At 63.1% G+C, this 26,303-nt stretch carries 23 protein-coding genes; 17 read left to right on the top strand and 6 right to left on the bottom strand.

Annotated features, from left to right (window positions below):
• The first annotated feature begins 31 nt into the window (after window positions 1–31).
• Window positions 32–3,406 carry a hypothetical protein gene (locus tag NKI52_RS29540; RefSeq protein WP_352700514.1) on the top strand — a complete coding sequence of 1,125 codons (3,375 nt, stop codon included), beginning with the start codon at window positions 32–34 and terminating at the stop codon, window positions 3,404–3,406.
• 428 nt (window positions 3,407–3,834) lie between these two features.
• Here NKI52_RS29540 and NKI52_RS29535 read toward each other — a convergent pair whose 3' ends face one another.
• Window positions 3,835–4,398, bottom strand: a complete 564-nt coding sequence (locus NKI52_RS29535; RefSeq protein WP_352700527.1) for a TetR/AcrR family transcriptional regulator — start codon at window positions 4,396–4,398, stop codon at window positions 3,835–3,837.
• Window positions 4,399–4,508: 110 nt separating this feature from the next.
• Here NKI52_RS29535 and NKI52_RS29530 point away from each other — a divergent pair, with 110 nt between their 5' ends.
• Complete coding sequence (locus tag NKI52_RS29530) at window positions 4,509–5,297, top strand: SDR family NAD(P)-dependent oxidoreductase (protein ID WP_352700513.1); 789 nt, start codon at window positions 4,509–4,511, stop codon at window positions 5,295–5,297.
• 58 nt (window positions 5,298–5,355) lie between these two features.
• A complete protein-coding gene (locus NKI52_RS29525) occupies window positions 5,356–6,450 on the top strand; it encodes an alkene reductase (RefSeq protein WP_352700512.1) in 1,095 nt (364 codons plus the stop codon).
• A gap of 530 nt (window positions 6,451–6,980) precedes the next feature.
• Here NKI52_RS29525 and tyrS read toward each other — a convergent pair.
• Window positions 6,981–8,234, bottom strand: coding sequence for a tyrosine--tRNA ligase (tyrS, locus tag NKI52_RS29520; RefSeq protein ID WP_352700511.1), 1,254 nt, complete (start codon window positions 8,232–8,234; stop codon window positions 6,981–6,983).
• A 385-nt stretch (window positions 8,235–8,619) separates the two neighbouring features.
• On the opposite strand from tyrS, the gene NKI52_RS29515 reads away from it, so the two are divergent.
• The gene (locus NKI52_RS29515; protein WP_352575977.1) at window positions 8,620–9,348 is read left to right on the top strand and encodes a glycosyltransferase family 2 protein; all 729 of its coding nucleotides are present in this window, start codon (window positions 8,620–8,622) and stop codon (window positions 9,346–9,348) included.
• Window positions 9,341–9,673: a lipid-A-disaccharide synthase N-terminal domain-containing protein gene (locus tag NKI52_RS29510; RefSeq protein WP_023674681.1), complete on the top strand. Its 333-nt coding sequence runs from the start codon at window positions 9,341–9,343 to the stop codon at window positions 9,671–9,673. The genes NKI52_RS29515 and NKI52_RS29510 overlap by 8 nt, the downstream gene beginning before the upstream one ends.
• 41 nt (window positions 9,674–9,714) lie before the next feature.
• Here the strand turns inward: NKI52_RS29510 and NKI52_RS29505 are convergent, their stop codons facing one another.
• Entirely contained in the window at window positions 9,715–10,365 is a 651-nt protein-coding gene (locus NKI52_RS29505; protein ID WP_352700510.1) for an FMN-binding negative transcriptional regulator, read from the bottom strand.
• 6 nt (window positions 10,366–10,371) lie between these two features.
• Complete coding sequence (locus NKI52_RS29500) at window positions 10,372–11,046, bottom strand: alpha/beta hydrolase (protein WP_023674683.1); 675 nt, start codon at window positions 11,044–11,046, stop codon at window positions 10,372–10,374.
• A 290-nt stretch (window positions 11,047–11,336) separates the two neighbouring features.
• Here NKI52_RS29500 and NKI52_RS29495 point away from each other — a divergent pair, with 290 nt between their 5' ends.
• The 8 genes from NKI52_RS29495 to sufA all read left to right on the top strand — a co-directional run bounded on the left by NKI52_RS29495 (window position 11,337) and on the right by sufA (window position 19,006).
• On the top strand, window positions 11,337–12,515 hold the full coding sequence (locus NKI52_RS29495; protein ID WP_352700509.1) for a cysteine desulfurase family protein: 1,179 nt from the start codon (window positions 11,337–11,339) through the stop codon (window positions 12,513–12,515).
• 188 nt (window positions 12,516–12,703) lie between these two features.
• Entirely contained in the window at window positions 12,704–14,221 is a 1,518-nt protein-coding gene (gene sufB / locus NKI52_RS29490) for a Fe-S cluster assembly protein SufB (protein ID WP_352458429.1), read from the top strand.
• Window positions 14,218–14,634, top strand: a complete 417-nt coding sequence (locus NKI52_RS29485; RefSeq protein WP_023674686.1) for a hypothetical protein — start codon at window positions 14,218–14,220, stop codon at window positions 14,632–14,634. Before sufB ends, NKI52_RS29485 begins: the two co-directional genes overlap by 4 nt.
• Window positions 14,627–15,382: a Fe-S cluster assembly ATPase SufC gene (gene sufC, locus NKI52_RS29480; RefSeq protein WP_352458427.1), complete on the top strand. Its 756-nt coding sequence runs from the start codon at window positions 14,627–14,629 to the stop codon at window positions 15,380–15,382. The genes NKI52_RS29485 and sufC overlap by 8 nt, the downstream gene beginning before the upstream one ends.
• Window positions 15,383–15,425: 43 nt before the next feature.
• The gene (gene sufD, locus NKI52_RS29475) at window positions 15,426–16,694 is read left to right on the top strand and encodes a Fe-S cluster assembly protein SufD (protein ID WP_352637793.1); all 1,269 of its coding nucleotides are present in this window, start codon (window positions 15,426–15,428) and stop codon (window positions 16,692–16,694) included.
• A 179-nt stretch (window positions 16,695–16,873) separates the two neighbouring features.
• The gene (locus NKI52_RS29470) at window positions 16,874–18,115 is read left to right on the top strand and encodes a cysteine desulfurase (protein WP_352700508.1); all 1,242 of its coding nucleotides are present in this window, start codon (window positions 16,874–16,876) and stop codon (window positions 18,113–18,115) included.
• A 5-nt stretch (window positions 18,116–18,120) separates the two neighbouring features.
• Window positions 18,121–18,516 carry an SUF system Fe-S cluster assembly protein gene (locus NKI52_RS29465; RefSeq protein WP_352458424.1) on the top strand — a complete coding sequence of 132 codons (396 nt, stop codon included), beginning with the start codon at window positions 18,121–18,123 and terminating at the stop codon, window positions 18,514–18,516.
• 109 nt (window positions 18,517–18,625) lie between these two features.
• Entirely contained in the window at window positions 18,626–19,006 is a 381-nt protein-coding gene (sufA, locus tag NKI52_RS29460) for a Fe-S cluster assembly scaffold SufA (RefSeq protein WP_006206001.1), read from the top strand.
• A 163-nt stretch (window positions 19,007–19,169) separates the two neighbouring features.
• Here sufA and NKI52_RS29455 read toward each other — a convergent pair whose 3' ends face one another.
• Entirely contained in the window at window positions 19,170–19,667 is a 498-nt protein-coding gene (locus tag NKI52_RS29455) for a GFA family protein (protein ID WP_352449380.1), read from the bottom strand.
• Between the two features lie 90 nt (window positions 19,668–19,757).
• Here NKI52_RS29455 and NKI52_RS29450 point away from each other — a divergent pair, with 90 nt between their 5' ends.
• Entirely contained in the window at window positions 19,758–20,081 is a 324-nt protein-coding gene (locus NKI52_RS29450) for a TfoX/Sxy family protein (RefSeq protein WP_023717364.1), read from the top strand.
• 34 nt (window positions 20,082–20,115) lie between these two features.
• Here NKI52_RS29450 and NKI52_RS29445 read toward each other — a convergent pair whose 3' ends face one another.
• Window positions 20,116–21,048, bottom strand: coding sequence for a PfkB family carbohydrate kinase (locus NKI52_RS29445; protein WP_352700507.1), 933 nt, complete (start codon window positions 21,046–21,048; stop codon window positions 20,116–20,118).
• A gap of 277 nt (window positions 21,049–21,325) precedes the next feature.
• Between NKI52_RS29445 and recA the strand changes: the two genes are divergently transcribed.
• From recA to NKI52_RS29430, 3 genes are all read left to right on the top strand, one after another.
• Window positions 21,326–22,423 (top strand): recombinase RecA, encoded by a 1,098-nt coding sequence (gene recA, locus NKI52_RS29440; protein WP_352700506.1) that lies wholly within the window; start codon window positions 21,326–21,328, stop codon window positions 22,421–22,423.
• Between the two features lie 261 nt (window positions 22,424–22,684).
• Entirely contained in the window at window positions 22,685–25,351 is a 2,667-nt protein-coding gene (alaS, locus tag NKI52_RS29435) for an alanine--tRNA ligase (protein ID WP_352700505.1), read from the top strand.
• A gap of 64 nt (window positions 25,352–25,415) precedes the next feature.
• Window positions 25,416–26,210 (top strand): PhzF family phenazine biosynthesis protein, encoded by a 795-nt coding sequence (locus tag NKI52_RS29430; protein ID WP_352474728.1) that lies wholly within the window; start codon window positions 25,416–25,418, stop codon window positions 26,208–26,210.
• Window positions 26,211–26,303 lie beyond the last annotated feature (93 nt).

Below are 26,303 nucleotides of genomic sequence, written 5' to 3'. Positions count from 1 at the left end.
CACGATCGAATTCGTTTCAACGGAAGATTGCGTGGATCAGGAGCTACCGCAGCACGAGAAGATCAGGTTCAGGCGTGACGAGATCACCGACCTGGGAACCTTTCCGTCCGCGTGCCGCGTCCCGCCGCTCGGCCAGGCGTCGATCGGTCGCGGCGTCCGTATGATGGCGCGGCTGTTTGCCGGCCTTGTCGCCCTTGTGTTGCTGGCTGCCGCCGGCGTCTATGCGATCGGCGTGTCCGGCTTCGGCTCGGAGCGGCTTCGCGCGGAAGCCGAAACGGCAATCGAGAAATTGGCCGGCTTCGATGTCGACGTTGCCGTCGGGCCGGCACGGCTGACGCTTGACGGGTCGAGCTTCATTGCGCTGCAGGTCAGCGACGTCAGCCTCAAGACCGCCGACGGAAAACCAATGGCCGATGCAGGCCGGGTCCGCTTCGGCATCCGGCTGATCCCGTTGCTTTCGGGCGAGGTACGGCTGACCAGCGCCCGGATTTCCGACGCGCACATCGTCATGGCGGCAATGCCGTCCGGCGGCGACTGGACGGCCGAGCTGCGCAACCAGGACGGCCTCATCGATCCGGAAAAACTTTCCGCCGCCGTCTTCGCCAACCTCAACCGCGCGCTCGACGCGGTGCGCGAGGATTCGATGCGCCAGATCGATCTGCGCAACGTCGAACTGGCACTGCCCGAGACCGGATCCGTCAAGTCGGTCACCATCGCCGAGGCCTCCGTCTCGCAGTCGGGACCGGGAAGCATGGAGTTTTCATCCGACGCGGATGTCGACGGCAGGGCGCTTACCATCGCCGCTTCCGCCACCCGCGATCCGGCGACGCGACGCATCACCACGCTGGACGCCAGCATCCAGGCAGCGGATGCCGACACTGCGGCAGGTGGCAAATTGGGTGCGATCGCCTTGAAGCTGGCGGGGTCGGAAGGGACCGGCGACAACGGTTCGCGGCTGACCGCTGCCCTGTCACTGACCGGATCGGTGCTCGATCTCGGTTCGCGCGGCCTGCTTCCGGCCGACATCGATCTCGATGCAACACTCGTCGCCGGGTCGAACAAAATCCAGGTCGACAGTTTGCTGGTGAAAACCGGCCGCTCGACCTTCGATTTCGCCGGTTCGATCGGGCCGAAGCCGGCTACCGGCGCAGCGGGCGAGGAGCCATCCTATCGTTACGACCTGACCAGCGACGGTTCGACCCTGGCGCCTTCCGATTCGCCGGAGCCGGCACTCAGCTTCATTGCCCGTATCGCCGGCGTCTACCAGCCGACGAGCCAAAAGCTGGTCGCCGAGCAGATCGGCGTCCGGTCCGGACCGGGCAGCGAAGTGCTGGGCACGGCTTCGGTTTCATTCGTCGCCAACCAGGCGCCGGGCATATCGGTGGCGCTCAATGTCCACGACATGCCGGTCTCGCACGTCAAGCAATTATGGCCATGGTTTTCGGCGCGCAATGCCAGGCTGTGGGTGCTTAAGAACCTGTTCGGCGGCCGCGTCGTCGATGGCAGCCTGCAGTTCCAGGTCGTGCCCGGACGGCTCGGCAACGGCGTGCCGCTTTCCGCCGATGAAGTGTTCGGCCGATTCCAGGTCGAAGGATCGCGCTTCGACACGGCCGGCCGCATTCCGCCGATCCGCGATGCCGTTGGCGTCGTCGGCTTCCACGGCAATGACGTCGACGTCGCGCTGTCGTCGGGCAGCGTCTATATGCCGAGCGGCCGCACGGTGGCGGCGAGCAACGGCACGCTCACCGTCAAGGCGGCGAACCATCCGCCGGTGATCGGCGCGCTCGACATCGATGTCGCCGGCGAGGCGCCGGCAATCGCCGAGCTGGCATCCTTTGACCCGATCAACGCCATGCGCCATGTTGGCCTGCTGCCGGACGACCTGTCCGGCACGGTGACCGGCCACGTCAAGGCCGATATTCCCCTGCAGTCCGGTGTCGACTCTTCCAAACTCGATTGGCTGGTGGCGCTCGACTACAAGGACCTGTCGCTGGGCAAGCCGTTCGAGGGCCAGACGGTCAGCCATGCCGATGGCTCGATCACCGTCGCGCCCGACCGGGCGGTGATCTCGGCGAAGGCGCTGCTCAACGGCATTCCGGCCGAGCTCGACCTGATCGAGCCGCTCAGGGATGGCGGCCCGCCGCGCAGTCGTAAAGTGGCGCTGGTGCTCGACGACAAGACGCGCGCCACCGCCATGCCTGGCCTGTCGACGCTGCTTTCCGGAACCATCAAGGTGGCGATCGACAAGAGTGGCACCGGCAACCAGAACGTGTCGGCCGACCTGACCAATGCCAGGCTGGGCATTCCCTGGGCCGGCTGGAGCAAGGGCCCCGGCATTCCCGCCAAGGTCGTCTTCGCCATGGCGAAGACCGGCGACACCACGACGTTGTCCAATTTCGAACTCGACGGCAAGAGCTTCTCCATCGACGGCAGCGCCGTGCTGGTCAACGGCGCCTTGTCCTCGGCCCGGTTCAGCAAGGTCACGTTGAACAGGGGCGACGACGTCGCCGTCTCGGTGAAGCGGTCGGGCAAGGCCTATGCGGTCGAGGTCAGCGGCAGCGCGCTGGACGCACGCTCGCTGATCAAGCAATTCACGTCCGACGTCGACACCGCCACCAAGACCACTGGCGTCGATGCGATCTCGGTCAGCGCCGACGTCAGTTCCCTGACCGGCTTCCACGACGAGGTGCTGTCGAATTTGAAGCTCGACTACAGCGCCGCCGGCTCCCGGGTGGACGGGCTCAAGGTGAGCGCCACGGCAAGTTCGGGAGCCGCCATCACCATCAGCAACACGACCGGCGGCGGCCTGCGCACGCTCAACATGAAGTCGGCCGACGCCGGCGCCATACTGCGCTTCCTCAATATCTACGAGCATATGGAAGGCGGCTCGATAACGCTGGCGCTGACCGGGGCCGGCGACGGGCCGATGAAAGGCCAGGTCGACGCCAAGAACTTCTTTATCGTCAATGAGCCGAAGCTCGCCTCGATCGTGTCGACGACGCCGGCCGGCGACAACCGCAGCCTCAACGAAGCGGTCAAAGGCAATCTCGACACGTCGAGGGTGAAGTTCGAGCGCGGTTTCAGCGAAATCGACAAGGGCAGCGGCTATCTGAAGCTGCGCAACGGCGTGCTGCGCGGCTCGCGCATCGGCACCACCTTCCAGGGCACGCTCTACGACCAGAACAACAATATGGACATGACCGGCACGTTCATGCCGGCCTACGGCGTAAACCGCATCTTCGGCGAACTGCCGCTGATCGGCGCACTGCTCGGCAACGGCCGCGACCGCGGCCTGATCGGCGTCACCTACAGGCTCAAGGGCAACGCCAACAAGCCGAACCTGGAGGTCAATCCGCTATCGGTGATAGCGCCCGGGATTTTCCGGTCGATCTTCGAGTATCGCTGAGGTCAAAACCCAATTACCTCGAGCGACCGAGTTTTGATCTTAAGCGGCCGCTCGTCCGCCCCGCGAATTCACGCCCATGATCCAAAGGCGACTGACGTCCGCCCGGGCCTAAATGGCCGCTTTGCGCCTAATGTCGGCCGTTAAAGTTAGTTGTGCCACCGCCTTACAGCGGACATCACCGGCGACCGCGCTTGAGGGCGTAGTTGCGCCAGGAGCGGTCATTCGATGTTCTGCCGTTGAACGGCTTCATTCGCCAGTTTAGCGGAAATTGGGCGACAGCATGGTTGCCTCAACAGGGAAGTTCGAAACCCTCTTGGTCCGCGAATCCCGCTGATTGCACGCTGCGGTGCGATATTCTGCAAGATAGCCACCCAACCAACGCCGATAGCCGCATTGCTCTCGACAAGAGCACTCCTGCCGCACACCACCTAGCTGGCAGACACTTGGCTGATCCCGGCATCGACCCAGGCACGCGTCTGCTCAAGCACTTCATCCGAGAGCGCGGGATCGTCGATCGCCCGGGCGAGGATTACTGCCCCCACCATCGCTGCCCAGCTTCCGATCGCCGCGCGGCGTCTGTCTGCCGGATCCAACTCCGGGAGCGCCTTGCCGATACGGTCGATCTGCGATCGTAGGCCTTCCGTCATGGCCGAGCGTGCAGCCGGGGTCTGATGGCGGATGGCTGCGGCAAGGCCCGCCGTCGGGCAACCGCCGGCGCAGTTGTCGCGATGCCGGGGCGAAAGATAGGAACCTACATAAGCGTGAAGATCGCCCCCTCCGCCTGAGTCCGCGGCGAGGACGTGGGCAAGGGTCTGCGCGATCAGGTCGTCCTTCGAACTGAAATGGCCATAGAAGCCGCCATGGGTGAGCCCGGCGGCCTTCATCACTTCCGCCACGCTGACCGCGTCGAACCCCTTCTCGCGAAACAGCCGGCTGGCCGCATCCAATATCCGGTGACGGTTCTCCGCCATCTGCTCTCGACTGACCTTCATTTCAAAATTCTCCGTCGGCCCCGTTGACATTTACATGATGCCCATCATATTTAGCCGCAATCATGATGATCGTCATGAATATAGGTTCCATCAGAGAAAAGAGCAATGCCATGACCACCATTCCATCAGTCCTCATCACCGGCGCCTCCACGGGCATCGGAGCTTCCTATGCCGAACGGTTCGCCCGCCGCGGACACGACCTCGTGCTGGTTGCCCGTGACGTGGCACGAATGGAGGCACTGGGAGCCCGGCTCCGTCAGGAAACTGGCGTTGCGATCGACATCATCCAGGCTGATCTTACGCAGCCTGCCGAGCTTGCAACGGTAGAGACAAGGCTGCGCGATGACGCCCGCATCGGGATTCTCGTCAACAATGCCGGAACAGCCATCGGCGGAAGCTTCATCGAGCAGAGTACCGATGACGTCGCCCGGCTCGTTGCGCTCAACACGACCGCGCTTCTGCGACTTGCCAGCGCCATCGCCCCGCGACTTGCGAAGGCGGGTGCAGGGACGATCGTCAACATCGGTTCCGTGGTCGGGCTGGCGCCGGAGTTCGGCATGACTGTCTACGGCGCAACCAAAGCCTTCGTGCTGTTTCTGTCGCAGGGGCTCAGCCTCGAGCTTGAGCCGAAGGGCGTCTACGTCCAAGCCGTGCTGCCCGCCACGACGCGAACCGAGATCTGGGGCCACGTCGGCGCCGACATCAACACGCTCTCCAACGTGATGGAGGTGGACGATCTGGTTGACGCGGCGCTGGTCGGCTTCGACCGCCGCGAACCGGTGACCATCCCGCCACTCCCCGATGCCGGTCAGTGGGACGCGCTTCAGGCCGCGCGCCAGGCCATGCTTCCGAACTATCGGAACGAACATCCCGCCGAGCGGTACCGCAAGGTCGCCTGAGCACCAACGAATCCATTTGATAACGACCTCGTCGCGGCGGGGACAAACAAGGTGACCTATGACCAACAAAGCACTTTTTGAGCCTTATTCTCTCGGCTCGCTGACGCTCTCCAATCGTATCGTCATGGCGCCCCTCACGCGCAATCGCGCTGGCCTGGGCTTCGTTCCGGGCGATCTTGCCGCCGAGTATTACGGCCAGCGGGCCTCCGCCGGCCTGCTGATCTCCGAGGCCACGCAGATCTCGCGGCAGGGACAAGGTTACCAGGACACGCCCGGCATCTATTCTCAGGCTCAGATCGACGGCTGGCGAAAGGTCACGACCGCGGTGCACGCCAAGGACGCGCGGATTTTCCTGCAGCTCTGGCACGTCGGCCGCGTCTCGCACGTCGATCTGCAGGAGAACGGCGCCGCGCCTGTCGCGCCCTCGGCAATCCGGGCCGCGACCAAGACGTTCGTGAACAACGGCTTTGTCGAGGTTTCGGAGCCCCGCGCGCTGGCGCTCGACGAGCTTGCGGGGATCGTCAACGATTTCCGGCAAGCAGCCGCGAACGCCATTGAGGCCGGCTTCGATGGCGTCGAGATTCATGGCGCCAACGGCTATCTGCTGGACCAGTTCGCCAAGGACGGTGCCAATGTCCGCACGGATGCTTATGGCGGATCGGTCGAGAACCGCGCCCGGCTGATGCTGGAGGTTGCGACTGCGGTGGTCGAGGAGATCGGCGCAGAGCGCACCGGCATTCGGATTTCGCCCGTCTCGCCCGCCAACGGCGTCTCGAGCAGCGCCCCCCAGGCGCAGTTCGACTATATCGTCGATCAACTCGATGCTTTGGGCATCGTCTATATCCATGTCGTCGAGGGCGCCACGGGCGGATCGCGCGATGTCGCGCCGTTCGACTTCGGATCGCTCCGCCGGCGCTTCAACAATACCTATATCGCCAATAACGGCTATGACCTCGAACTCGCGGCGTCGCGGCTCGCCGAGGGCAAGGCGGACCTCTTCGCCTTCGGGCGCCCGTTCATCGCCAATCCCGACCTTGTGGAACGGCTGAAGACGCGCACGCCGCTGACGGAGTTCAACTCGGCGACGCTCTATGGCGGCGGCTCCGCTGGCTATACCGACTATCCCGCGATCGCCGCCTCAAGCCGCCCATGAGCTATCGGAGGGCGGCGCCTGCGAGGCAGCCATCCCACGTGACAGCAGCGCCTCAGGGCATCTCTCTGGCGCTCCGCTCGAACTGGTGTCCAAACCCAGGGATTCAGGAGGGCCATGGAGGGCTATAGCATAGACGTTAGCTGCTCTGGTCCGCCCAGGACCAGCCAGGCGAGATTCGTAGCACGTCGTACGTTCGCTTTACAGGCGCAAGCGGACCCGTTCACCGTGATTTCGACTGTCGTGAATGGGTCAGATCGCGTCGATGCATGGGGGCGCCTGAACGTCCGCTTCTCACATTCCAAGCCGCCAAGCCGCAAGTCCGCTTCCGGCCCCGAACAAGACGTTCATCGAAGCGCCGCAGAACGTCCGCTATTTGCGCTACCTGCTCGTTCCGATCGATGAGACGAATGGCATCTCGGCCATTCTCGGGAGCTAGCTGATTAACCTCGGCGGTGATTCCGAACCGAAGGTCAGCGCCGCAAGATGAAACCGGTTTCGGAAAAGATCTAACAGGAAGTGCCGGGCCCTGGTCAGACCGGCCGCACCAGAACGTGCTTCTTCTTGCCGAGCGACAGTTTCGCGACGTTTTCCGGGCCAAGGTCCTGCAGCGTCACCATCCTGCGATCGTCGGAAACTGGCTGGTCGTTGAGGCGCACGGCGCCGCCCTGGATATGCCGCCGTGCCTCGCCGTTGGACACAGCCAGCCCGGCGGTGACGAACAGCGACAATATGCCGACGCCGGCTTCAAGATCGGCCCTGCCCACCTCGACGGTTGGCAGTGTTTCGGCCAGCGCCCCTTCTTCGAACGTCTTACGCGCCGTTTCGCTGGCCTCCTCTGCCGCCTCGCGGCCATGCAGCATGGCGGTGATTTCGGTGGCGAGGATCTTCTTGGCTTCGTTGATCTCCGAGCCGCCGAGCCGTTCGAGGCGTGCGACCTCGGCGAGTGGCAGGGTCGTGTAGAGCTTCAGGAAACGGCCAACGTCGGCATCCTCGGTATTGCGCCAGTATTGCCAGAACTCGTACGGGCTCAGCATCTCCGCATCGAGCCAGACCGCGCCCGAGGCCGACTTGCCCATCTTGGCGCCGGAGGAGGTGGTGAGCAGCGGCGTCGTCAGCGCATAAAGCTGCGCGCCTTCCATGCGATGGCCGAGATCGATGCCGTTGACGATGTTGCCCCACTGGTCGGAGCCGCCCATCTGCAGCCGGCAGCCGAGGCGCTTGTAGAGCTCGACGAAGTCGTAGGCCTGCAGGATCATGTAGTTGAATTCCAGGAACGACAGCGACTGCTCGCGCTCCAGCCGGAGCTTGACCGAATCGAAGGCCAGCATGCGGTTGACCGAAAAATGCCGGCCGACATCGCGCAGGAAATTGACGTAGTTGATGTCCATCAGCCAGTCGGCATTGTTGATCATGACGGCGTCGTTGGGGCCGCCGGCAAATTTGAGGTAGGGCGTGAAGTTGCGGCGGATGCCGGCGAGATTGTCCTCGATGTCCTGCGGCGTCAAAAGCTTGCGCGCCTCGTCCTTGAACGACGGATCGCCGATCATCGAGGTGCCGCCGCCCATCAGCGCGATCGGCCGGTGGCCGGTCTGCTGCAGCCAGTAAAGCATCATGATCTGGATCAGCGACCCGGCATGCAGGCTCCTGGCGGTGGCGTCGAACCCGATATAGGCGCTCACCGTTTCCGTGGCGAAAAGCTGGTCGAGGCCGGCATCGTCCGAGGTCTGGTGGATGAAACCGCGCTCGCTCATCGTGCGCAGGAAATCGGATTTGAAGGCGGACATTTTCTTTCCCGAAAGGCTTCCGGCCGAACGCGGCTCGGGTGTGCATGAAGGCGGGCGTTTAGCACTCAAGCGCGATCAGCAAAAGTGGAATCCGGTTTTGCGACACCCTCTTGCCTTCTCCCCTCGTGGGAGAAGATGGATTGGCGCGCAGCGCCAAGGCGGTTGAGGGGTGTTGGACGGAGTGCCGTCGTTGCCAAGCTGGAACACCCCTCATCCGACCGCGCTTCGCGCGGCCACCTTCTCCCACAAGGGGAGAAGGGAGAACCCCAAGCGTGCGGCCTGCTTGCGTCATCGTTTCGGCTGGCGTAATGAGGCGCCGCCAACGGGTTTCATCCGCTGGACCGCGCGGCATCGATCGAATGCCATATCCTGTGACAGAGTCGAGATGCCGGAGATATCCATCGTCATTCCTTGCCGGAACGAGGCGGCGAACCTGCCGCTTCTGCTCGACGAGATCGGCGCCGCGATGGCCGGGCGCGACTTCGAGGTCATCGTCGTCGATGACGGCTCGACCGACGATACCCCTTCGGTGCTCGCCGCCCAGGCAGCGCTTCGCGCGTTCCCGCTGCGCCATCTCAGGCATGCGAAATCCGCCGGCCAGTCGCTCTCGGTGCGCTCGGGCGCCTGGGCGGCGCGCGGCGATATCGTCGCCACCATCGACGGCGACGGCCAGAACGACCCCGGCTACATCCCAGTGTTGATCGACGCGTTGCGGCAGGCTGGTCCCGAAGTCGGGGCCGCGCAGGGACAGCGTCTGAAGCGCCGCGACAGCAAGATCAAGCAACTGGCGTCGCGTTTCGCCAACGGGCTGAGAAAAGCCATCCTGCACGACGAGACGCGGGATACCGGCTGCGGCCTCAAGGCGATCCATACCGACATTTTGAGGAAATTGCCGTTCTTCGACGGCACCCACCGCTTTGTTCCGGCGCTGGTCATCCAGGAGGGCTACCGCGTCGTCCATTGCGACGTCGTCGATCGCTCCCGCCGTCACGGCAAATCGAATTACGGCATCTTCGATCGCGGCCTGCAGGGCGTGCTTGATCTTGCCGGCGTCTGGTGGCTGCGCCGCAGGCGCCGCAGAATGCCCAAAGTAGAGGAAATCAGGCATGGGTAACGTGCTTCAGGAATTGGCGACCTGGCTTCACGATGTTTTCGTCAAGCAATTCGATGCCTGGGTTCTGCTCGGCTTCGTCGCCCAGTTCTTCTTCACCATGCGCTTTCTGGTGCAGTGGGTGGCGTCGGAAAAGGCCAAGCGCAGCGTCGTGCCGATCGCCTTCTGGTTCTTTTCGCTGTTCGGCGGCGGCCTGCTGCTGATCTACGCCATCCAGCGTCAGGATCCGGTGTTCATCGCCGGCCAGGCCATGGGCCTGTTGATCTATATCCGCAATCTCTGGCTGATCGCCAACGAGCGCAAGGCGGCGATGACGAAGGTCGATTGAGCCCTCGACCGGCCTGAAACCGGTCGAGCAAGCAATCCAGATTACTGGCCGTCCAGCCCGCCGTAGGACCTTACCAGCCGGACCATATCGGCCGAATCGGCAGTCTCGCTCTCGAGCCCCTCGGCGACACCGACGCGGTCGGCGGCCGGGCGGTTCTGGCTGACTTTCCATTTGCCGCTGATTTCGGTGATTTCGATCTCCAGGCCGACGATGCCTTTGATCTGCGACTGGATGAAGGGTGCCGGCGCGTCGGTCACCGCCCACGGCGCCGAGCGGCTGCCCTCCTGCGACATCGTCAGATCGGAAATCTGCTCGGCCAGCCAATCCTGGTCTTCGATCACCGTGACGATGCCGCGCACCTGGACGATGGCGTAGTTCCAGGTCGGTACCACCTTGCCGGTTTCACGCTTGGTCTCGTACCAGGACGGCGTCACATATGCATCGGCGCCCTGGAAGACGACCAGCACCCGCGCCAGGGGATTGTCGGCCAAAAGCCGCCATTGCGGATTGGCTTTGGCCAAATGGGCGCGAAGCCTGCCGTTCGGCGGCACATCCGCGTCTAGAAGAAAGGGAATCGCGTTGGCGACCGGCCCCTCGACGCCGTTCGACACCAGCAGGCCAAGCGGATGCGCCCGGATCAGCCCGTGCAGGACGTCCGGCCGTGTTTCCTGGAAGTGAGGCGGTTGGTACATCGCCGATTATCTCAGCCGCTTCGGCCGTGGGTCGGACAGTTCCCCGGCCAGCCGGCGATCCAGATAGTCCGCGCATTCCTCGATCAGAAGCTCCGCATGGTTGGCAAAGAAATGGTTGGCGCCGGGCAGGGTCTTCTGGGTGATGGTAATGCCCTTTTGCGTGTGCAGCTTGTCGACCAGGCCCTGCACGTCCTTGGGCGGCGCGACCTTGTCGGCGTCCCCATGGATGATCAGGCCGGACGACGGGCATGGCGCCAGGAACGAGAAATCATAGGTATTGGGCTGCGGCGCGACCGAGATGAAGCCCTCGATCTCCGGCCGGCGCATCAGAAGCTGCATGCCGATCCACGAGCCGAACGAATAGCCGGCAACCCAGCAACTCTTGGAATCCGGATGCAGCGACTGCACCCAGTCGAGCGCCGCGGCGGCGTCGGACAATTCGCCGGTGCCGTGGTCGAACTCGCCCTGGCTGCGGCCGATGCCGCGGAAATTGAAGCGCAGCGTGGTGAAATTGCGCTTCTGGAACATGTAGAAGAGGTCGTAGACGATCTTGTTGTTCATCGTCCCGCCGAACTGGGGGTGCGGGTGCAGGACGATGGCAATCGGCGCGCTCTTTTCCTTCGAGGGCTGATAGCGACCCTCCAGACGGCCGGCCGGACCGGTGAAAATGACCTCAGGCATGAAATACTCCACTTGGTATAAATTTGCGCGGCGCCCGGAACAACTCTTCCTCTGGCCCCAGTCTTCCTCTGGCCCCAGTCTTCCCTAGGCCCCAGTCTTCCCTAGGCCTTGACGCAGGGCGAGCGTCTTTCTAGAAGCTAGTTTAGAATTGTTCAAAACTGGGCGGCCAAAAATTGTGGCTCGGCCACCCGCGCCGCAAGCCGCGTAAATAGGACGTCTTGCCTTGCAATTTCAAGGAAATAACGCGCTATCTTCGCGGAACGGCTTTTGAAGGGACCAGTTGGACGGAAATGGCCGGAGCACGCGCCTACCTCGACTACAACGCCAGCGCGCCGCTGCTTGCCTCGGCGCGCGCGGCGGTGGTGGCTGCGCTCGACGTTGCCGCCAACCCGTCCTCGGTTCATGCCGAGGGCCGCGCTGCACGGCGGCTGATCGAGAACGCCAGGCGCGACGTGGCGCGACTGGTCAACGCCAGGGCCGAGCATGTCGTATTCACCTCCGGCGCGACGGAAGCGGCCTCGACGCTGCTGACGCCGGACTGGCAGATGGGGCGCGGCGCTGTCCGTATGAGCCGGCTCTATGTGTCCGAGGCCGATCATCCTTGCCTGCTGAACGGCGGGCGCTTCCCAGCGGCGCAGGTGACACGGATCGGCGTCGACGCCGACGGCGTCGTCAGGCTCGACGTTTTGGCCGAGGCTCTCGTCCAGCATGACAAGGTCGAAGGCTTGCCGCTGGTGGCCATCCACGCTGCCAACAATGAAACCGGCGTGATCCAGCCGGTCGGCCGCATTGCCGAAATCGTCAAGGCGGCGGGTGGCATCCTGGTTGTCGATGCCGTGCAGGCGGCCGGCCGCATTCCGCTCGATATGTCAGCGGGTTACGCAGACTATCTGATTCTCTCGTCGCACAAGATCGGCGGCTCAAAGGGCGTCGGCGCCATTGTCGCGGCGTCGGACCTGATGATGCCGAAGCCGCTGGTCAGCGGCGGTGGCCAGGAAAAAGGCCATCGCGGCGGCACCGAAAACCTGGCGGCGATTGCCGGGTTTGGCGCGGCGGCGCGCGAGGCGTCTGCCGGCTTGCAAACGATCGAAACGGTGCGGCAGCGTCGCGACGAAATCGAGGCGATCGTGAAAACGCTTGTTCCGGACGCCGAAATCTTCGGGATCGGCGCGCCAAGGCTTGCCAATACGACATTCTTCGCTATTGCCGGCATCAAGGCCGAGACGGCGCAGATTGCCTTCGACCTGGCCGGTGTGGCGCTGTCGGCTGGATCGGCCTGTTCGTCGGGCAAAGTAGGGCCGAGTCACGTGCTGAAAGCCATGGGTTATGGTGACGGCCTCGGCGCGTTGCGCGTGTCCGTCGGCCACGCGACCAGCGCTGAAGATATCGAGCTGTTCCGTTCGGCGCTGGCGACGATCGTCGCGCGCCAAGCCGGTAAGGAAAAGGCAAGCAGGGAACGAGCCGCCTGAGCGCGGCAGACGAAATGTAGGGCCTTGCGGCCTGGTAGAGCCGTGCGTTCGCATTTGGCCGGGTGAATTTCCGGCATGAACGCACTATATGAAACTTACGCCGCCTCCGGTGCCTGATGGGTGCTCGTTTGCGGTGCCATAGTTTGAAAACTGCCGGGCCTTGACCCCGGCGTGGATGGAGAACGCTGATGCCTGCTGTGCAGGAGACGATCGATCGAGTTCGAAAGATCGATGTCGACCAGTATAAATACGGATTCCAGACCGAAATCGCGATGGACAAGGCCCCCAAGGGCCTGAGCGAAGACATTATCCGCTTCATTTCGGCGAAGAAGGACGAGCCGTCCTGGATGCTGGAATGGCGCCTGGAAGCCTATCGCCGCTGGCTGACGCTGGACGAGCCGAAATGGGCGCGCGTCCACTATCCCAAAATCGATTTCCAGGACCTCCACTATTACGCCGCGCCCAAGAGCACGCCCGGGCCGACTTCGCTCAGCGAGGTCGATCCCGAACTGCTGAAGGTCTATGAGAAGCTCGGCATTCCGCTCAGGGAACAGGAAATCCTCGCCGGCGTGCAGAAGACCGATGCGTCGGAGCTCGAGGAAGCCAGCGACAACGTCTACAAGTCGGGCCGCGTCGCCGTCGATGCGGTGTTCGATTCCGTCTCTGTCGTCACCACTTTCAAGAAGGAACTGGCGCAGGCCGGCGTCATCTTCTGCTCGATCTCGGAAGCCATCCGCGAGCATCCGGAACTGGTGAAGAAATATCTCGGTTCTGTCGTGCCGACCTCCGACAATTTCTACGCAACGCTGAATTCGGCCGTGTTCACCGACGGTTCGTTCGTCTTCGTGCCCAAGGGCGTGCGCTGCCCGATGGAACTGTCGACCTATTTCCGCATGAACGAGAAGAACACCGGCCAGTTCGAGCGCACGCTGATCATCGCCGAGGAGGGGGCTTACGTCTCCTATCTCGAAGGCTGCACGGCGCCGCAGCGCGACGAGAATCAGCTTCATGCCGCGGTGGTCGAGCTGATCGCGCTCGACGATGCCGAGATCAAATATTCGACGGTGCAGAACTGGTATCCCGGCGACGCCGAAGGCAAGGGCGGCATCTACAATTTCGTCACCAAGCGCGGCGACTGCCGCGGCCATCGCTCGAAGATTTCGTGGACGCAGGTCGAGACCGGTTCGGCCATCACCTGGAAATATCCGAGCTGCATCCTGCGCGGCGACGATTCCAGCGGCGAGTTCTATTCGATTGCCGTGTCGAACGGTTATCAGCAGGTCGACAGCGGCACCAAGATGATCCATCTCGGCAGGAACACGTCGAGCCGCATCATCTCCAAGGGCATTGCCGCCGGCTTCTCGCAGAACACCTATCGCGGCCAGGTCTCGGCGCACCGCAAGGCGACCAACGCCCGCAACTTCACCAATTGCGATTCCCTGCTGATCGGCGATCAGTGCGGCGCACACACCGTGCCCTACATGGAAGCCAAGAATTCGACCGCGCAGTTCGAGCACGAGGCCACCACCTCGAAGATTTCCGAGGACCAGAAGTTCTATGTCATGCAGCGCGGCATTCCGGAAGAAGAGGCGATCGCGCTGATCGTCAACGGCTTCGTCAAGGACGTCATCCAGCAACTGCCGATGGAGTTCGCGGTCGAGGCGCAGAAACTGATCGGGATCAGCCTCGAGGGGAGCGTTGGGTGAGTGACGATGAGGCAGAGGACGGTCCGCCGTTGGTCGCACGCGTTCACCAGTTTGACAGGCATTCTGGTGAGCTAGCCGACAACTATCGGGCCGACCTCGATGAGCAGATTTGCGGAGAATTGGCAACGTCGCTCGGGAACTACCTTCGAAGCTTTGCTGCCGAAAGGAAAGTTGTCGTCAGGATCGAAGTCGAAGCCAACCGAATTAGCGCTGGGCGCGAAGACGGCACGGAGTTGATGATCACCGTCTACGGCCCTGAGATTTTTGAAATCACCAGGTGGCCGAATCCCGCCGACGCCGTCGAGGACGGAAGTATGCGATTTGACTTGGCACCTGAACTTGAAAGCGACGTCGCCGTTGCCCTAGCTCGGCGATATGTAGTTAACGGAACGATAGAGCAAGAGAATGCTTGAAATCAGAAACCTCCATGCCCGTATCGTCGACGACGGCACCGAGATCATTCGCGGCCTGAATCTTTCGGTGAAGGCCGGTGAGGTCGCCGCCATCATGGGGCCGAACGGCTCGGGAAAATCGACGCTGTCCTATATCCTTGCCGGGCGCGAGGATTATGAGGTCACCGAGGGCGATATCCTCTACAACGGCCAGTCGATCCTCGAAATGGATCCGGCCGAGCGCGCCACCGCCGGCATCTTTCTCGCCTTCCAGTATCCGATGGAGATACCGGGCGTGGCGACGATGGAATTCCTGAAAGTGGCGATGAACGAGCAGCGCAAGGCGCGCGGCCAGGAACCGCTGAAGATCCCGGAATTTCTCAAGCGCGTGAAGGAAGCGGCGGCCTCGCTCAACATGGACATGGCGATGCTGAAGCGGCCGCTCAATGTCGGCTTCTCCGGCGGCGAGAAGAAGCGTGCCGAGATCCTGCAGATGAAGCTGCTCGAGCCAAAGCTCTGCGTGCTCGACGAGACCGATTCCGGTCTCGATATCGACGCGCTGAAGATCGTCGCGGACGGCGTGAACACGCTGCGCTCGCCGGACCGGGCCATCGTCGTCATCACCCATTACCAGCGCCTGCTCCAATACATCGTGCCGGATACGGTGCACGTGCTCTACAGGGGTCAGGTGATCAAGTCGGGCGACAAGTCGCTGGCGCTCGACCTCGAGGCCAATGGCTATGCCGGCGTGATCGGGCAAGCCGCGTGAGATGCCAGCAGGCCCGGAAGGCAAGCCAAATAAGGCGATACTGATGAATATGCACACGACACCCCAGCGAACATTGGCCGAAACGGCGCTGATCGACGCCTTTGGCGAGCGGCTGTCGCTGCTGCCCGGCGACGGCGCGGTGATGCTGAAGCGCGACGACGCCATCGAGGCGATCAAGGGCGGCCTGCCGACGCGGCGCGTCGAATCCTGGCATTATACGGACCTGCGCCGGCTGCTGACTTCGGTGCCGGACTTCGATCCGGCAGCGGTCGCGAAAGCCATTGCGCCGATCGTCGAAGGCTCCAGCGTTTTACCGGTGCTGAACGGCGTTTCGAGCGCGAAATGGGCTGTTGTCGAGGGCGTCACGGTACAGCGCCTATCGGAGAAGCTGACCGACGGCAGCATCGCCCCGGGGCTGGATTCCTATGGCAGCGACGATGCCATCGGCGCGCTCAACACCGCCTTTGTCGCCGACGGCTATTTCGTCGACATCGCCGACGGTGCCCAACTGGACAAGCCGGTCGAAATGCAGAATTTGCAGGCCGGTGGACAGACGCATGTACGCTTGGCCGTCCGCGTCGGTGCCCGCGCCAACGCTGTTATCGTCGAACGCCAGGCGGGCGAGGGGGCGGCACTGGTCAGCTCGGTCAGCCAGCTTGTGCTTGGCGAGGGCGCCGAAGTGACATGGCTGGTCGTGCAGGAGCAGCCGGATACGGCGACGCATCTCGCCCAGTTCAAGGCGCATCTCGGTAAGAATTCGAAACTGACGCTGTTCGTCATGAATGCCGGCGGCAAGCTGGTGCGCCAGGAGGTTGTTGTGAAGACGACCGGCGAGGGCGCCGAATTCACCCTGCGCGGCATCAATCTGCTCGCCGGCGACACCCATACCGACGTCACCATGGTGCTCGACCACGCCGTGCCGCACACAGCCTCGACGGAAGTCATCCGCAATGTGGTGACCGGCAGCGCGCGCGGCGTCTTCCAAGGCCGCATCAATGTCCACCAATATGCGCAGAAGACCAACGCCAAGATGGCCTGCAACACGCTGCTGTTGTCGGACGACGGCGAGTTCTCGACCAAGCCGGAGCTCGAAATCTTCGCCGACGACGTCGTCTGCGGCCATGGCGCGACCGTCACCGAGATCGACCACAGCCATCTGTTTTACCTGATGGCGCGCGGCGTCGACGAGAAGACCGCGCGCGGCCTGCTGGTCAAGGCCTTCGTCGCCGAGGTGATCGAGGAACTGGACGACGAGGCCATCGTCGAGGCGCTTGAAGCGAGACTCGACGATTGGTTTTTGACGCACGGGTAGAGGTGACTGAGGGGTTGGTGCCAACACCCCTCATCCGTCGCCTTCGGCGCCACCTTCTCCCACAAGGGGAGAAGGAGAGGCGCTCTTCCTTCTCCCCTTGTGGGAGAAGGTGGCCGAGCGAAGCTCGGTCGGATGAGGGGTGCTGGACGGAATGAGGCGGTGCCTCGAGAGAGCTTGTGATGGACCAGAAAGTCGAAAACATCCCCTACGACGTCGAGGCGATCCGCCGCGACTTCCCGATCCTGTCGCGGCAAGTCTACGGCAAACCGCTGGTCTATCTCGACAATGGCGCCTCGGCGCAGAAGCCACAGGCGGTGCTCGACGCCATCCAGCACGCCTATTCCCAGGAATATGCCAACGTCCATCGCGGCCTGCATTTCCTGTCGAATGCCGCGACCGACGCCTATGAGAAGGCTCGCGAGACGGTTCGCCGTTTCCTCAATGCGCCGAGCACCGACAACATCGTCTTCACCTCGAACACCACGGCGGCGATCAACACGGTCGCCTATGGTTTCGGCATGCCGAACATCGGCGAAGGCGACGAGATCGTGCTCTCGATCATGGAGCATCATTCCAACATCGTGCCGTGGCATTTCATCCGCGAGCGGCAAGGCGCCAAGCTGGTCTGGGTGCCGGTCGACGATCTCGGCGTCTTCCACATCGAGGAATTCGAAAAGCGGCTGACCGACCGCACCAGGCTCGTCGCTATCACGCATATGTCGAATGCGCTGGGCACGGTGACGCCGATCAAGGAGATTGTGCGCATCGCGCATGCCCGCGGCATTCCGGTGCTGGTCGACGGCAGCCAGAGCGCCGTGCATATGCCGATCGACGTGCAGGACCTCGACTGCGATTTCTTCGTCTTCACCGGCCACAAGGTTTATGGCCCGTCGGGCATCGGCGTGCTCTACGGCAAGAAGGATATTCTGGAGCGCATGCGCCCGTTCATGGGCGGCGGCGAGATGATCGAGGAGGTGACGCAAGACATCGTCACCTACAACGATCCGCCGCACCGTTTCGAGGCCGGCACGCCGCCGATCGTCCAGGCGATCGGGCTGGGTGCCGCGCTCGAATACATGGAAAACATCGGCCGCGAGCGCATCGCCGCGCACGAGGCCGATCTGAAGGATTATGCGCATCAAAAACTGCGCGCCATCAACTCGCTGCGCATCTTCGGCGATGCGCCCGGCAAGGGCGCCATCATCTCGTTCGAGCTGCAGGGCATCCACGCGCATGACGTGTCGATGGTCATCGACCGGCAGGGCGTGGCGGTGCGCGCCGGCACCCATTGCGCCCAGCCGCTGTTGAAACGCTTCGGCGTAACATCCACATGCAGGGCATCGTTCGGCATGTATAATACCAGGGCTGAAGTCGATGCTTTGGCCGATGCGCTGGAAAAGGCGCGAAAGTTCTTCGGGTGACGATCATGGATGATGCCAGCCACACCGCCGAAAGCACGGCACTGGATATGACCACCAATGCGGCGGTTTCCGGGTCAACGATTCCCGCCGACGAACTGGCGCGGCTGACCGACGACATCGTCTCGGCGCTGAAGACGGTCTATGACCCGGAAATCCCGGCCGACATCTATGAGCTCGGCCTGGTCTACAAGATCGACATCGAGGACGACCGCTCGGTCAAGATCGACATGACGCTGACCGCGCCGGGCTGCCCGGTGGCTGGCGAAATGCCGGGCTGGGTCGAAAACGCCGTCGGCGCCGTCGAAGGCGTCTCCGGCGTCGAGGTCAACATGACCTTCGACCCGCCCTGGTCGCCCGACCGCATGTCGGAAGAGGCGCAGGTGGCGGTTGGGTGGTACTAGCATCCGACCAGCCAGAGGCTGGCGCACTTGCGCCGGGTACAAAACTTCACCATTTTAGGTGAGGAATCATTCGGCAGGCCTTGAACCTGCGCGCATGGAGAAGGAAAACATGGGACGCTTCGCCGTCATCACGATGACCGAAAAGGCCGCCGACCGGGTTCGCGAGATCGTTGCGACCCGTGAGAATGCGCATGGCATTCGCCTTGGCATCAAGAAGGGCGGCTGCGCCGGCATGGAATATACGGTCGATCTGGTGACCGAACCCAATACCAAGGACGACCATATCGAGCGTGACGGCGCCCATGTCTATGTCGCGCCGGAGGCGGCCCTTTTCCTGTTCGGCACCGAGATGGATTTCGAGCAGACGACGCTGCGCACCGGCTTCACCTTCCGCAATCCGAACCAGAGCTCGGCCTGCGGCTGCGGCGAATCGGTCGAATTGAAGCCGGCTGATCTGAAGGCACTGGCCGAAGCACGCGCTTCGGCCTGAGAATTTTCTTTTCCTTAGTAGGATTTCGCGAGACCCCCTCATCCGGCCGCTTCGCGGCCACCTTCTCCCCGAGGGGAGAAGAGGTCGCGAACGGTTGAGCCAGTCTCTTCTCCCCAGCGGGGAGAAGGTGGCCCGAAGGGCCGGATGAGGGGGACTGCCGAAGCTAATCCACCCACATCCCCGTTCGCTTGTGCCAGTCGGCGATCGACTCCTCCGGGTAGACATCGAAAACCTTGTCGCCCTTGCCGATATCCGGCTCGACCCAGTTCGCCTTGTATTTCAGCATCAGATGCACCTTCTCCGGCGGCTTCGGCAGGTCTGTGTCGACAGCCGAGGCGAAGGGGTGCACCAGCTCCGGCCAGGTCGGATCGTAGAGCCAGAGTGCCGTCCCGCATTTCGTGCAGAAGTTCCGCTCGCCCGTCGAGATCTCGCGTTGCGGGTGCTCGTCGTCCTCGATCTCGGCCCGGTAGACGCCGAGATGGCGCTTGCCCTGGATTTTCAGCGTCTCGTAATCGGCGCCGAGATTGATGGCAAAACCGCCGCCGCCCTGCTGCTTGCGGCAGATCGAGCAGTAGCACAGCATGAACGGCACCGGCGTATGGCTTTCCACCTCGAAACGCACGGCATTGCACCGGCAGGACCCTTTGAGCAGAAGCGGCATGAGAAACTCCGATGAAACTGATTCCGAACTTGTCAGGATGGTGCCGGTTGCGTCGATGACAAGGGGAAATCCGGGTGACATGATCGCCGCATGGACAACGAGCGCATAGAAGAGCTTTTCGAAGGCCTCGGCCCGGTCAGCATCCGCAAGCTGTTCGGCGGCAAGGGCATCTATTTCGACGGCGTCATCGTCGCCATCGTCATCCGTGGCGAATTGATGCTGAAGGCCGACGCCGAAAGCGCCCCGGATTTCGAAGCGGCCGGCTGCCGTCAATGGACCTATACCGGCTCGCGCCACGGCAAGCTCGTGTCGATGCCCTATTGGAGCGTTCCCGACAGCGCCTTCGACGATCCCGACGAGATGGCGATCTGGGCACGCCGCGCCTACGAGGCAGGACGGCGCGCCGGCAAATAGGCTGCGTCATGCTTCGGCAATTCCGGGCCGCACTTCATGCCAGGTCCCGCGCCTCGGGCACGAGCGCCAGCGCTTCGGCAAAGCCAGCGCTGGTGAAGGCGGCACTCTCGACGACGAGCATAGCTGCGGCAATGCCTTCGCGCAGTGCCGCGCGTAGCGTCAGGCCGCGCAGCAGGGCAGCGATCGTGGCGCCTGCCAATGCGTCGCCGGCGCCGGCAGTATCGGTCCGCTTTTGTAGCGGCGGTGGCGAGATTGAGAACGCGCTCAATTCGTCGAAACCGAGCACTGGTTCGTCGCCGGCGGTGATCACGCCGCTTTTCAGCCCGGCGCGTCTTAGGCCGTCGACGATGCCTTGATCGTCAGCATCGATGCCGACGCCGGCGAGCACGCCGGCCTCCTGCCGGTTCATGAAGGCCAGCGCCAGACGGTCGAGCACCGGCATCAGCCGCGCCGCCTTATTGGGCGAGACCGCAAGCGCAAACACCGGCTTGTCGGCGGCGAGTGCCGCCAGCCGCCCCAGCGCGGTCGACGGCAGGTTGGCGTCGCACAGCACCGCGTCGGCCGAACCGATCGCTTCCCGCACCTTGGCGCGGCGGATCTGCTTGGGAAGCGCCAGCTCGTAGAGCACCATGTCGGCAAGGCCGGCGATCAGCCCGCCGTCGCTATCGATCAGCATCGTATGGCTTGGCGTTGCTCGGTCGAGGAACACCGCCGACAGGTCGGCAATGCCGGCCTCGGTGACGGCGCGTAAAACCGTGTCGCCAAGGGCATCGCCGCCGCGCACCGAAAGCAGCGAGGCCGAGGCGCCGCGTCGCACCGCACAGCGCAAGGCGTTGAAGACGGCACCGCCGACATGCTCGCGCATCGTGCCGGGGTTGGAAGCGGCCGGCACGAAGGCGCCGGCAACCCGGCCGCGCCGCTCGATATAGGCGCCGCCCACGGCCAGGATCGTCGGGGATTTGATCATGCCGTCAAAATGCCCTTTAGCTGTTGCCCGGGGGAGACTAGGTCGCCGGACGGAACCCTGCAATCGCGGGTCCGATTCGGTTGGTGACGGCAACGGCGCCGCATGCGAGGCGAGACACATCGGAAGCAATAATTGCGAAACAAAAATAGAACAAATATGGATATCCGTTATTTTTCAAACCCTTGGTGCTCATTGACAAATGAGAACAAATGAGGTACATTCTTTTAAGGATTGCGGGATTGTCCGGCCTCCATTGACGACCACGGGGTGATGTATCATGGCTCAGAATTCTTTGCGGCTTGTAGAGGACAAAGCGGTGGACAAATCAAAGGCTCTGGATGCGGCGCTGTCGCAAATCGAGCGTGCCTTCGGCAAGGGCTCGATCATGCGGCTCGGCGCGAACGAGCAGGTCGTCGAGATCGAAACGGTGCCGACCGGCTCGCTTGGGCTGGACATCGCGCTTGGCGTCGGCGGCCTGCCGCGCGGCCGCATCGTCGAGATCTACGGACCGGAAAGCTCGGGCAAGACGACGCTGGCGCTGCACACGGTGGCCGAAGCCCAGAAGAAGGGCGGCATCTGCGCCTTCGTCGATGCCGAGCACGCGCTCGACCCGGTCTATGCCCGCAAGCTCGGCGTCGATCTCGAAAACCTGCTGATCTCGCAGCCCGATACCGGCGAGCAGGCGCTGGAGATCTGCGACACGCTGGTGCGCTCCGGCGCCATCGACGTGCTGGTGGTCGATTCGGTGGCGGCGCTGACGCCGCGAGCGGAAATCGAAGGCGAGATGGGCGATTCGCTGCCCGGCCTGCAGGCCCGCCTGATGAGCCAGGCGCTGCGCAAGCTGACCGCCTCGATCTCGCGCTCCAACACCATGGTCATCTTCATCAACCAGATCCGCATGAAGATCGGCGTCATGTTCGGTTCGCCCGAGACGACGACCGGCGGCAATGCGCTGAAATTCTATGCCTCGGTCCGCCTCGACATCCGCCGCATCGGCTCGGTCAAGGATCGCGACGAGGTCGTCGGCAACCAGACCCGCGTCAAGGTCGTCAAGAACAAGCTGGCGCCGCCCTTCAAGGTGGTCGAGTTCGACATCATGTATGGCGAGGGCGTCTCGAAGACCGGCGAGCTGGTCGATCTCGGCGTCAAGGCGGGCGTGGTCGAAAAGTCGGGCGCCTGGTTCTCCTATAATTCGCAGCGTCTTGGCCAGGGCCGCGAAAACGCAAAGCTGTTCCTGCGCGACAATCCCGATACGGCGCGCGAGATCGAGCTGGCGCTGCGGCAGAATGCCGGACTGATCGCCGAAAAATTCCTTGAGAACGGCAGCTCCGAAAGCAGCGATGACGGTTTCGAGGACGACGCCGGGGTGATGTAGGGCAAGCGACGCCTGGCGGAGCGTCAGCCAGGTTTTTGGATTTGATGTTTTGATTTTGAGTTTGCGTAATCGATGCGTTTCGAACCGCCGGCCCTGGGCCGGCGGTTCGCGTTTGACGGCGAGGCAGACGCATTTCAAGGCGCTGGTGAAAGCCGGGATTTGAGCCCATTTGGTGTTTCTGGACAGGCTGCGGTGCGACCGCTAAAAGGCCATGTCTATTTTCCGCCGGCAGCCGGCGGTTCTCTCGAAAAGGCAGTATTCATGAGTGGCGTCAACGAGATCCGGTCGGCATTTCTCGACTATTTTCGCAAGGAAGGTCACGAGGTCGTCGCGTCAAGCCCGCTGGTGCCGCGCAACGACCCGACGCTGATGTTCACCAATGCCGGCATGGTGCAGTTCAAGAACGTTTTCACCGGTCTGGAGAAGCGGCCCTATTCGCGCGCCACGACTGCCCAGAAGAGTGTTCGCGCCGGCGGCAAGCACAACGACCTCGACAATGTCGGCTACACCGCGCGCCACCTGACCTTCTTCGAGATGCTCGGCAATTTCTCCTTCGGCGACTATTTCAAGGAGCGGGCCATAGAGCTTGCCTGGAACCTGATCACCAGGGAGTTCGGGCTGAAGAAGGACAAGCTGCTGGTCACCGTCTACCACACCGACGACGAGGCGGCCTCGTACTGGAAGAAGATCGCCGGCCTTTCGGACGATCGCATCATCCGCATCGCGACTTCGGACAATTTCTGGGCAATGGGCGACACTGGACCTTGCGGGCCGTGTTCGGAGATATTCATCGACCGTGGCGAGCATATCTGGGGCGGCCCTCCCGGCAGCCCCGAGGAGGATGGCGACCGTTTCCTTGAATTCTGGAACCTGGTGTTCATGCAGTACGAACAGGTGACGAAGGAGGAGCGCGTCGACCTGCCGCGTCCGTCGATCGACACAGGCATGGGCCTCGAGCGCATGGCATCCATCCTGCAAGGGGTTGAAAGCGTCTTCGAAACCGACCTGTTCCGCCACCTGATCGACGCTGCGTCGTCGGCGCTTGGCAAAGGTCCGGATGCGGACGCCGTCGCATCGTTGCGCGTCATCGCCGATCACCTGCGTTCGTCCTGCTTCCTGGTCGCCGACGGCGTGCTGCCGTCCAACGAAGGACGCGGCTACGTGCTTCGTCGCATCATGCGCCGCGCTATGCGCCACGCGCAGTTGCTCGGCGCCCGCGATCCGCTGATGTGGCGCCTGGTGCCGGCACTGGTCCGCGAGATGGGCCAAGCCTACCCGGAACTGGTGCGCGGCGAACAGATGATCACCGAAACGCTGAAGCTGGAAGAGACGCGCTTCCGCAAGACGCTGGTGCGCGGCTTGGGCTTGCTTTCGGAGGCGACGGAAAAGCTGGCCTCCGGCGACATGCTGGATGGCGAGACAGCGTTCAAGCTCTACGACACCTATGGCTTTCCGCTCGATCTGACGCAGGACGCGCTGCGCCAGCGCAACATCTCGGTCAACCTTGCCGGCTTCACCGAGGCGATGGAGCGGCAGAAAGCGGAGGCGCGCAAAAGCTGGGCCGGCTCCGGCGACGTGGCGACCGAGACGGTATGGTTTCCGGTGCGCGAGAACGCCGGCGCCACCGAGTTCCTCGGCTATGAGACCGAGCAGGCGGAAGGCCTCATCCAAGCGCTGGTCAGGGGCGGCAAGACCGTCGACAGCGCCGGCAAAGGTGACGCCGTTGCCGTGGTTGTCAACCAGACGCCGTTCTATGGCGAGTCCGGTGGCCAGATGGGCGACACCGGCGTCATTTCGGGCGACGGGTTCTCGATCGAAATATCCGATACCCAGAAGAAGGCCGATGGGCTTTTCGTCCATCTCGGCAAGGTGGCTAACGGCACGGTCAAGACGGGCGCGACCGTCGAGCTGAAGGTGGACCACGCGCGTCGCTCCAGGCTGCGCGCGAACCATTCCGCCACGCATCTGATCCATGAGGCGCTGCGCGAGGTGCTGGGTACCCATGTGGCGCAGAAGGGCTCGCTGGTCGCGCCCGAGCGTCTGCGCTTCGACATTTCGCACAACAAGCCGATCTCGCCTGACGAGCTCGAAGAGGTCGAGCGCATGGCAAACGAGATCGTCGTTCAGAACGGCCCTGTAACCACACGCCTGATGTCTGTCGACGACGCCATTGCCGAAGGCGCCATGGCGCTGTTTGGCGAGAAATATGGCGATGAAGTGCGCGTCGTTTCGATGGGCACGGGCTTGCATGGCGCCAAGGCCAACCGGCCTTATTCGGTCGAGCTATGCGGCGGCACGCATGTCAGGGCGACCGGCGATATCGGCCTGGTGCGCATCGTGTCCGACAGCGCGGTCGCTGCCGGCGTGCGCCGCATCGAGGCGTTGACCGGCGAGGCGGCCAGAAAGCATCTCGACGAACAGGACAAGCGGTTGAAGGCGGCCGCCGCCGCGTTGAAGATTTCGCCGGCCGATGTGCCGGCCCGCGTCGAGGCGCTGCTGGACGAACGCAAGAAGCTCGAAAAGGAGCTGATCGAGGCGCGCAAGAAGCTGGCGCTGGGCGATCGCTCGCCAGCCGGTGTGCCTGCGGAAAACGAAACCATTGCCGGTGTCGGTTTTCTCGGCAAGGCGGTATCGGGCGTCTCGCCAAAGGATCTTAAGCCGTTGGCCGATGCCGGCAAGAAGTCGCTCGGCTCCGGCATCGTCGTCTTTGTCGGCGCCGGCGAGGACAACAAGGCGAGCGTCGTCGTCGCCGTCACCGATGATCTGACCGGCCGCTTCAACGCCATCGATCTGGTGCGCGTCGCGTCCGCGGCATTGGGCGGGCAGGGCGGCGGCGGGCGACCCGATATGGCTCAGGCCGGCGGCCCGGACGGCTCGAAGGCCGAAGACGCGATCGCTGCGGTGAAGGCGGCTCTCGAAGCGGCGTGAACCTGCACCGGGGGCGGCACGGCCGAAATGGCGCGCCGCCCAGCGGATATCTTTGAGGGCCGATATGCCGACGCTGACGATGTATCAGGTCGATGCCTTTGCCGAACGGGCCTTCCAGGGTAACCCTGCCGCCGTTCTCCTTTTAGAGGAATGGCTGTCGGAGCAGGTAATGCAGGCCATCGCCAACGAAAACAATCTTGCTGAAACCGCGTTTGTGCGGCCGAATGGCAAAGGTTGGGATTTGCGCTGGTTCACGCCGGTCCATGAAGTCGACTTCTGCGGCCACGCCACTCTTGCGGCCGCCCATGTGCTGGCTACGGAATACAATGGTCAGGGCGAAATGGCCTTCGCCACCCGGGTCGGCGAGCTGCGGGTTTCCCGGTGGGAAGGGGGCTATCAGCTCGATCTGCCTTGTTTTCCGCCGCAGCCCATCGAGGAAGAGCTGAACTCGGCGCTGCAAGCGATATTGCCTCAGCGGCCGGTTGCGAGCTTCCGCAATTTCGAGAACCTGTTTGTCGAGCTTGCCGACGAGACAACCGTGCGATCTTTCGTTCCCGATCTGCTCAGGATCGGACGTTTTCATCCTCTCGGCCTGGTTATTACCGCGCCTGGGCGAGCCCACGATTTCGTCTCCCGTTACTTTGTGCCCGGGGCGGGCATTCCCGAGGATCCGGTAACCGGCTCCATTCATGCGACGCTGGTGCCTTATTGGTCTGAAAAACTCGGCAAGACGCATCTGTCGGCATTCCAATGCTCGCAGCGCGGCGGGCATTTGCTATGCGAACTGGCCGGAGATCGCGTGCTGATCACAGGCCGTGCGAAGACCTTCATGAAGGCGGAGATCTACCTTCCCGATTGAGCGGCTTGCGAGGCAGAGAAGGCAAGGATCTGGGAGAATTTGTCGCCAGCCTCGGCGGGACAGCACCCCCCTCTGTCCGGCAGGACAGAGGGG

The sequence above is a fragment of the Mesorhizobium sp. M0590 genome (assembly GCF_040320905.1).
GTDB lineage: Bacteria > Pseudomonadota > Alphaproteobacteria > Rhizobiales > Rhizobiaceae > Mesorhizobium.
Note: the sequence above shows the minus strand (reverse complement) of the source record. Positions and strands in the feature narration are given on the sequence as shown.

What these genes read in the sequence shown, in the direction of transcription:
- NKI52_RS29535 (WP_352700527.1), bottom strand. Translation starts at nt 4,398, where the DNA reads ATGAAGGTCAGTCGAGAGCAGATGGCGGAGAACCGTCACCGGATATTG.
- NKI52_RS29510 (WP_023674681.1), top strand. Translation starts at nt 9,341, where the DNA reads ATGGGTAACGTGCTTCAGGAATTGGCGACCTGGCTTCACGATGTTTTC.
- NKI52_RS29505 (WP_352700510.1), bottom strand. Translation starts at nt 10,365, where the DNA reads ATGTACCAACCGCCTCACTTCCAGGAAACACGGCCGGACGTCCTGCAC.
- NKI52_RS29515 (WP_352575977.1), top strand. Translation starts at nt 8,620, where the DNA reads ATGCCGGAGATATCCATCGTCATTCCTTGCCGGAACGAGGCGGCGAAC.
- NKI52_RS29455 (WP_352449380.1), bottom strand. Translation starts at nt 19,667, where the DNA reads ATGCCGCTTCTGCTCAAAGGGTCCTGCCGGTGCAATGCCGTGCGTTTC.
- NKI52_RS29450 (WP_023717364.1), top strand. Translation starts at nt 19,758, where the DNA reads ATGGACAACGAGCGCATAGAAGAGCTTTTCGAAGGCCTCGGCCCGGTC.
- recA (WP_352700506.1), top strand. Translation starts at nt 21,326, where the DNA reads ATGGCTCAGAATTCTTTGCGGCTTGTAGAGGACAAAGCGGTGGACAAA.
- sufB (WP_352458429.1), top strand. Translation starts at nt 12,704, where the DNA reads ATGCCTGCTGTGCAGGAGACGATCGATCGAGTTCGAAAGATCGATGTC.
- sufD (WP_352637793.1), top strand. Translation starts at nt 15,426, where the DNA reads ATGAATATGCACACGACACCCCAGCGAACATTGGCCGAAACGGCGCTG.
- NKI52_RS29470 (WP_352700508.1), top strand. Translation starts at nt 16,874, where the DNA reads ATGGACCAGAAAGTCGAAAACATCCCCTACGACGTCGAGGCGATCCGC.
- NKI52_RS29430 (WP_352474728.1), top strand. Translation starts at nt 25,416, where the DNA reads ATGCCGACGCTGACGATGTATCAGGTCGATGCCTTTGCCGAACGGGCC.
- NKI52_RS29530 (WP_352700513.1), top strand. Translation starts at nt 4,509, where the DNA reads ATGACCACCATTCCATCAGTCCTCATCACCGGCGCCTCCACGGGCATC.
- tyrS (WP_352700511.1), bottom strand. Translation starts at nt 8,234, where the DNA reads ATGTCCGCCTTCAAATCCGATTTCCTGCGCACGATGAGCGAGCGCGGT.
- NKI52_RS29500 (WP_023674683.1), bottom strand. Translation starts at nt 11,046, where the DNA reads ATGCCTGAGGTCATTTTCACCGGTCCGGCCGGCCGTCTGGAGGGTCGC.
- NKI52_RS29495 (WP_352700509.1), top strand. Translation starts at nt 11,337, where the DNA reads ATGGCCGGAGCACGCGCCTACCTCGACTACAACGCCAGCGCGCCGCTG.
- NKI52_RS29525 (WP_352700512.1), top strand. Translation starts at nt 5,356, where the DNA reads ATGACCAACAAAGCACTTTTTGAGCCTTATTCTCTCGGCTCGCTGACG.
- sufA (WP_006206001.1), top strand. Translation starts at nt 18,626, where the DNA reads ATGGGACGCTTCGCCGTCATCACGATGACCGAAAAGGCCGCCGACCGG.
- sufC (WP_352458427.1), top strand. Translation starts at nt 14,627, where the DNA reads ATGCTTGAAATCAGAAACCTCCATGCCCGTATCGTCGACGACGGCACC.
- alaS (WP_352700505.1), top strand. Translation starts at nt 22,685, where the DNA reads ATGAGTGGCGTCAACGAGATCCGGTCGGCATTTCTCGACTATTTTCGC.
- NKI52_RS29445 (WP_352700507.1), bottom strand. Translation starts at nt 21,048, where the DNA reads ATGATCAAATCCCCGACGATCCTGGCCGTGGGCGGCGCCTATATCGAG.
- NKI52_RS29465 (WP_352458424.1), top strand. Translation starts at nt 18,121, where the DNA reads ATGGATGATGCCAGCCACACCGCCGAAAGCACGGCACTGGATATGACC.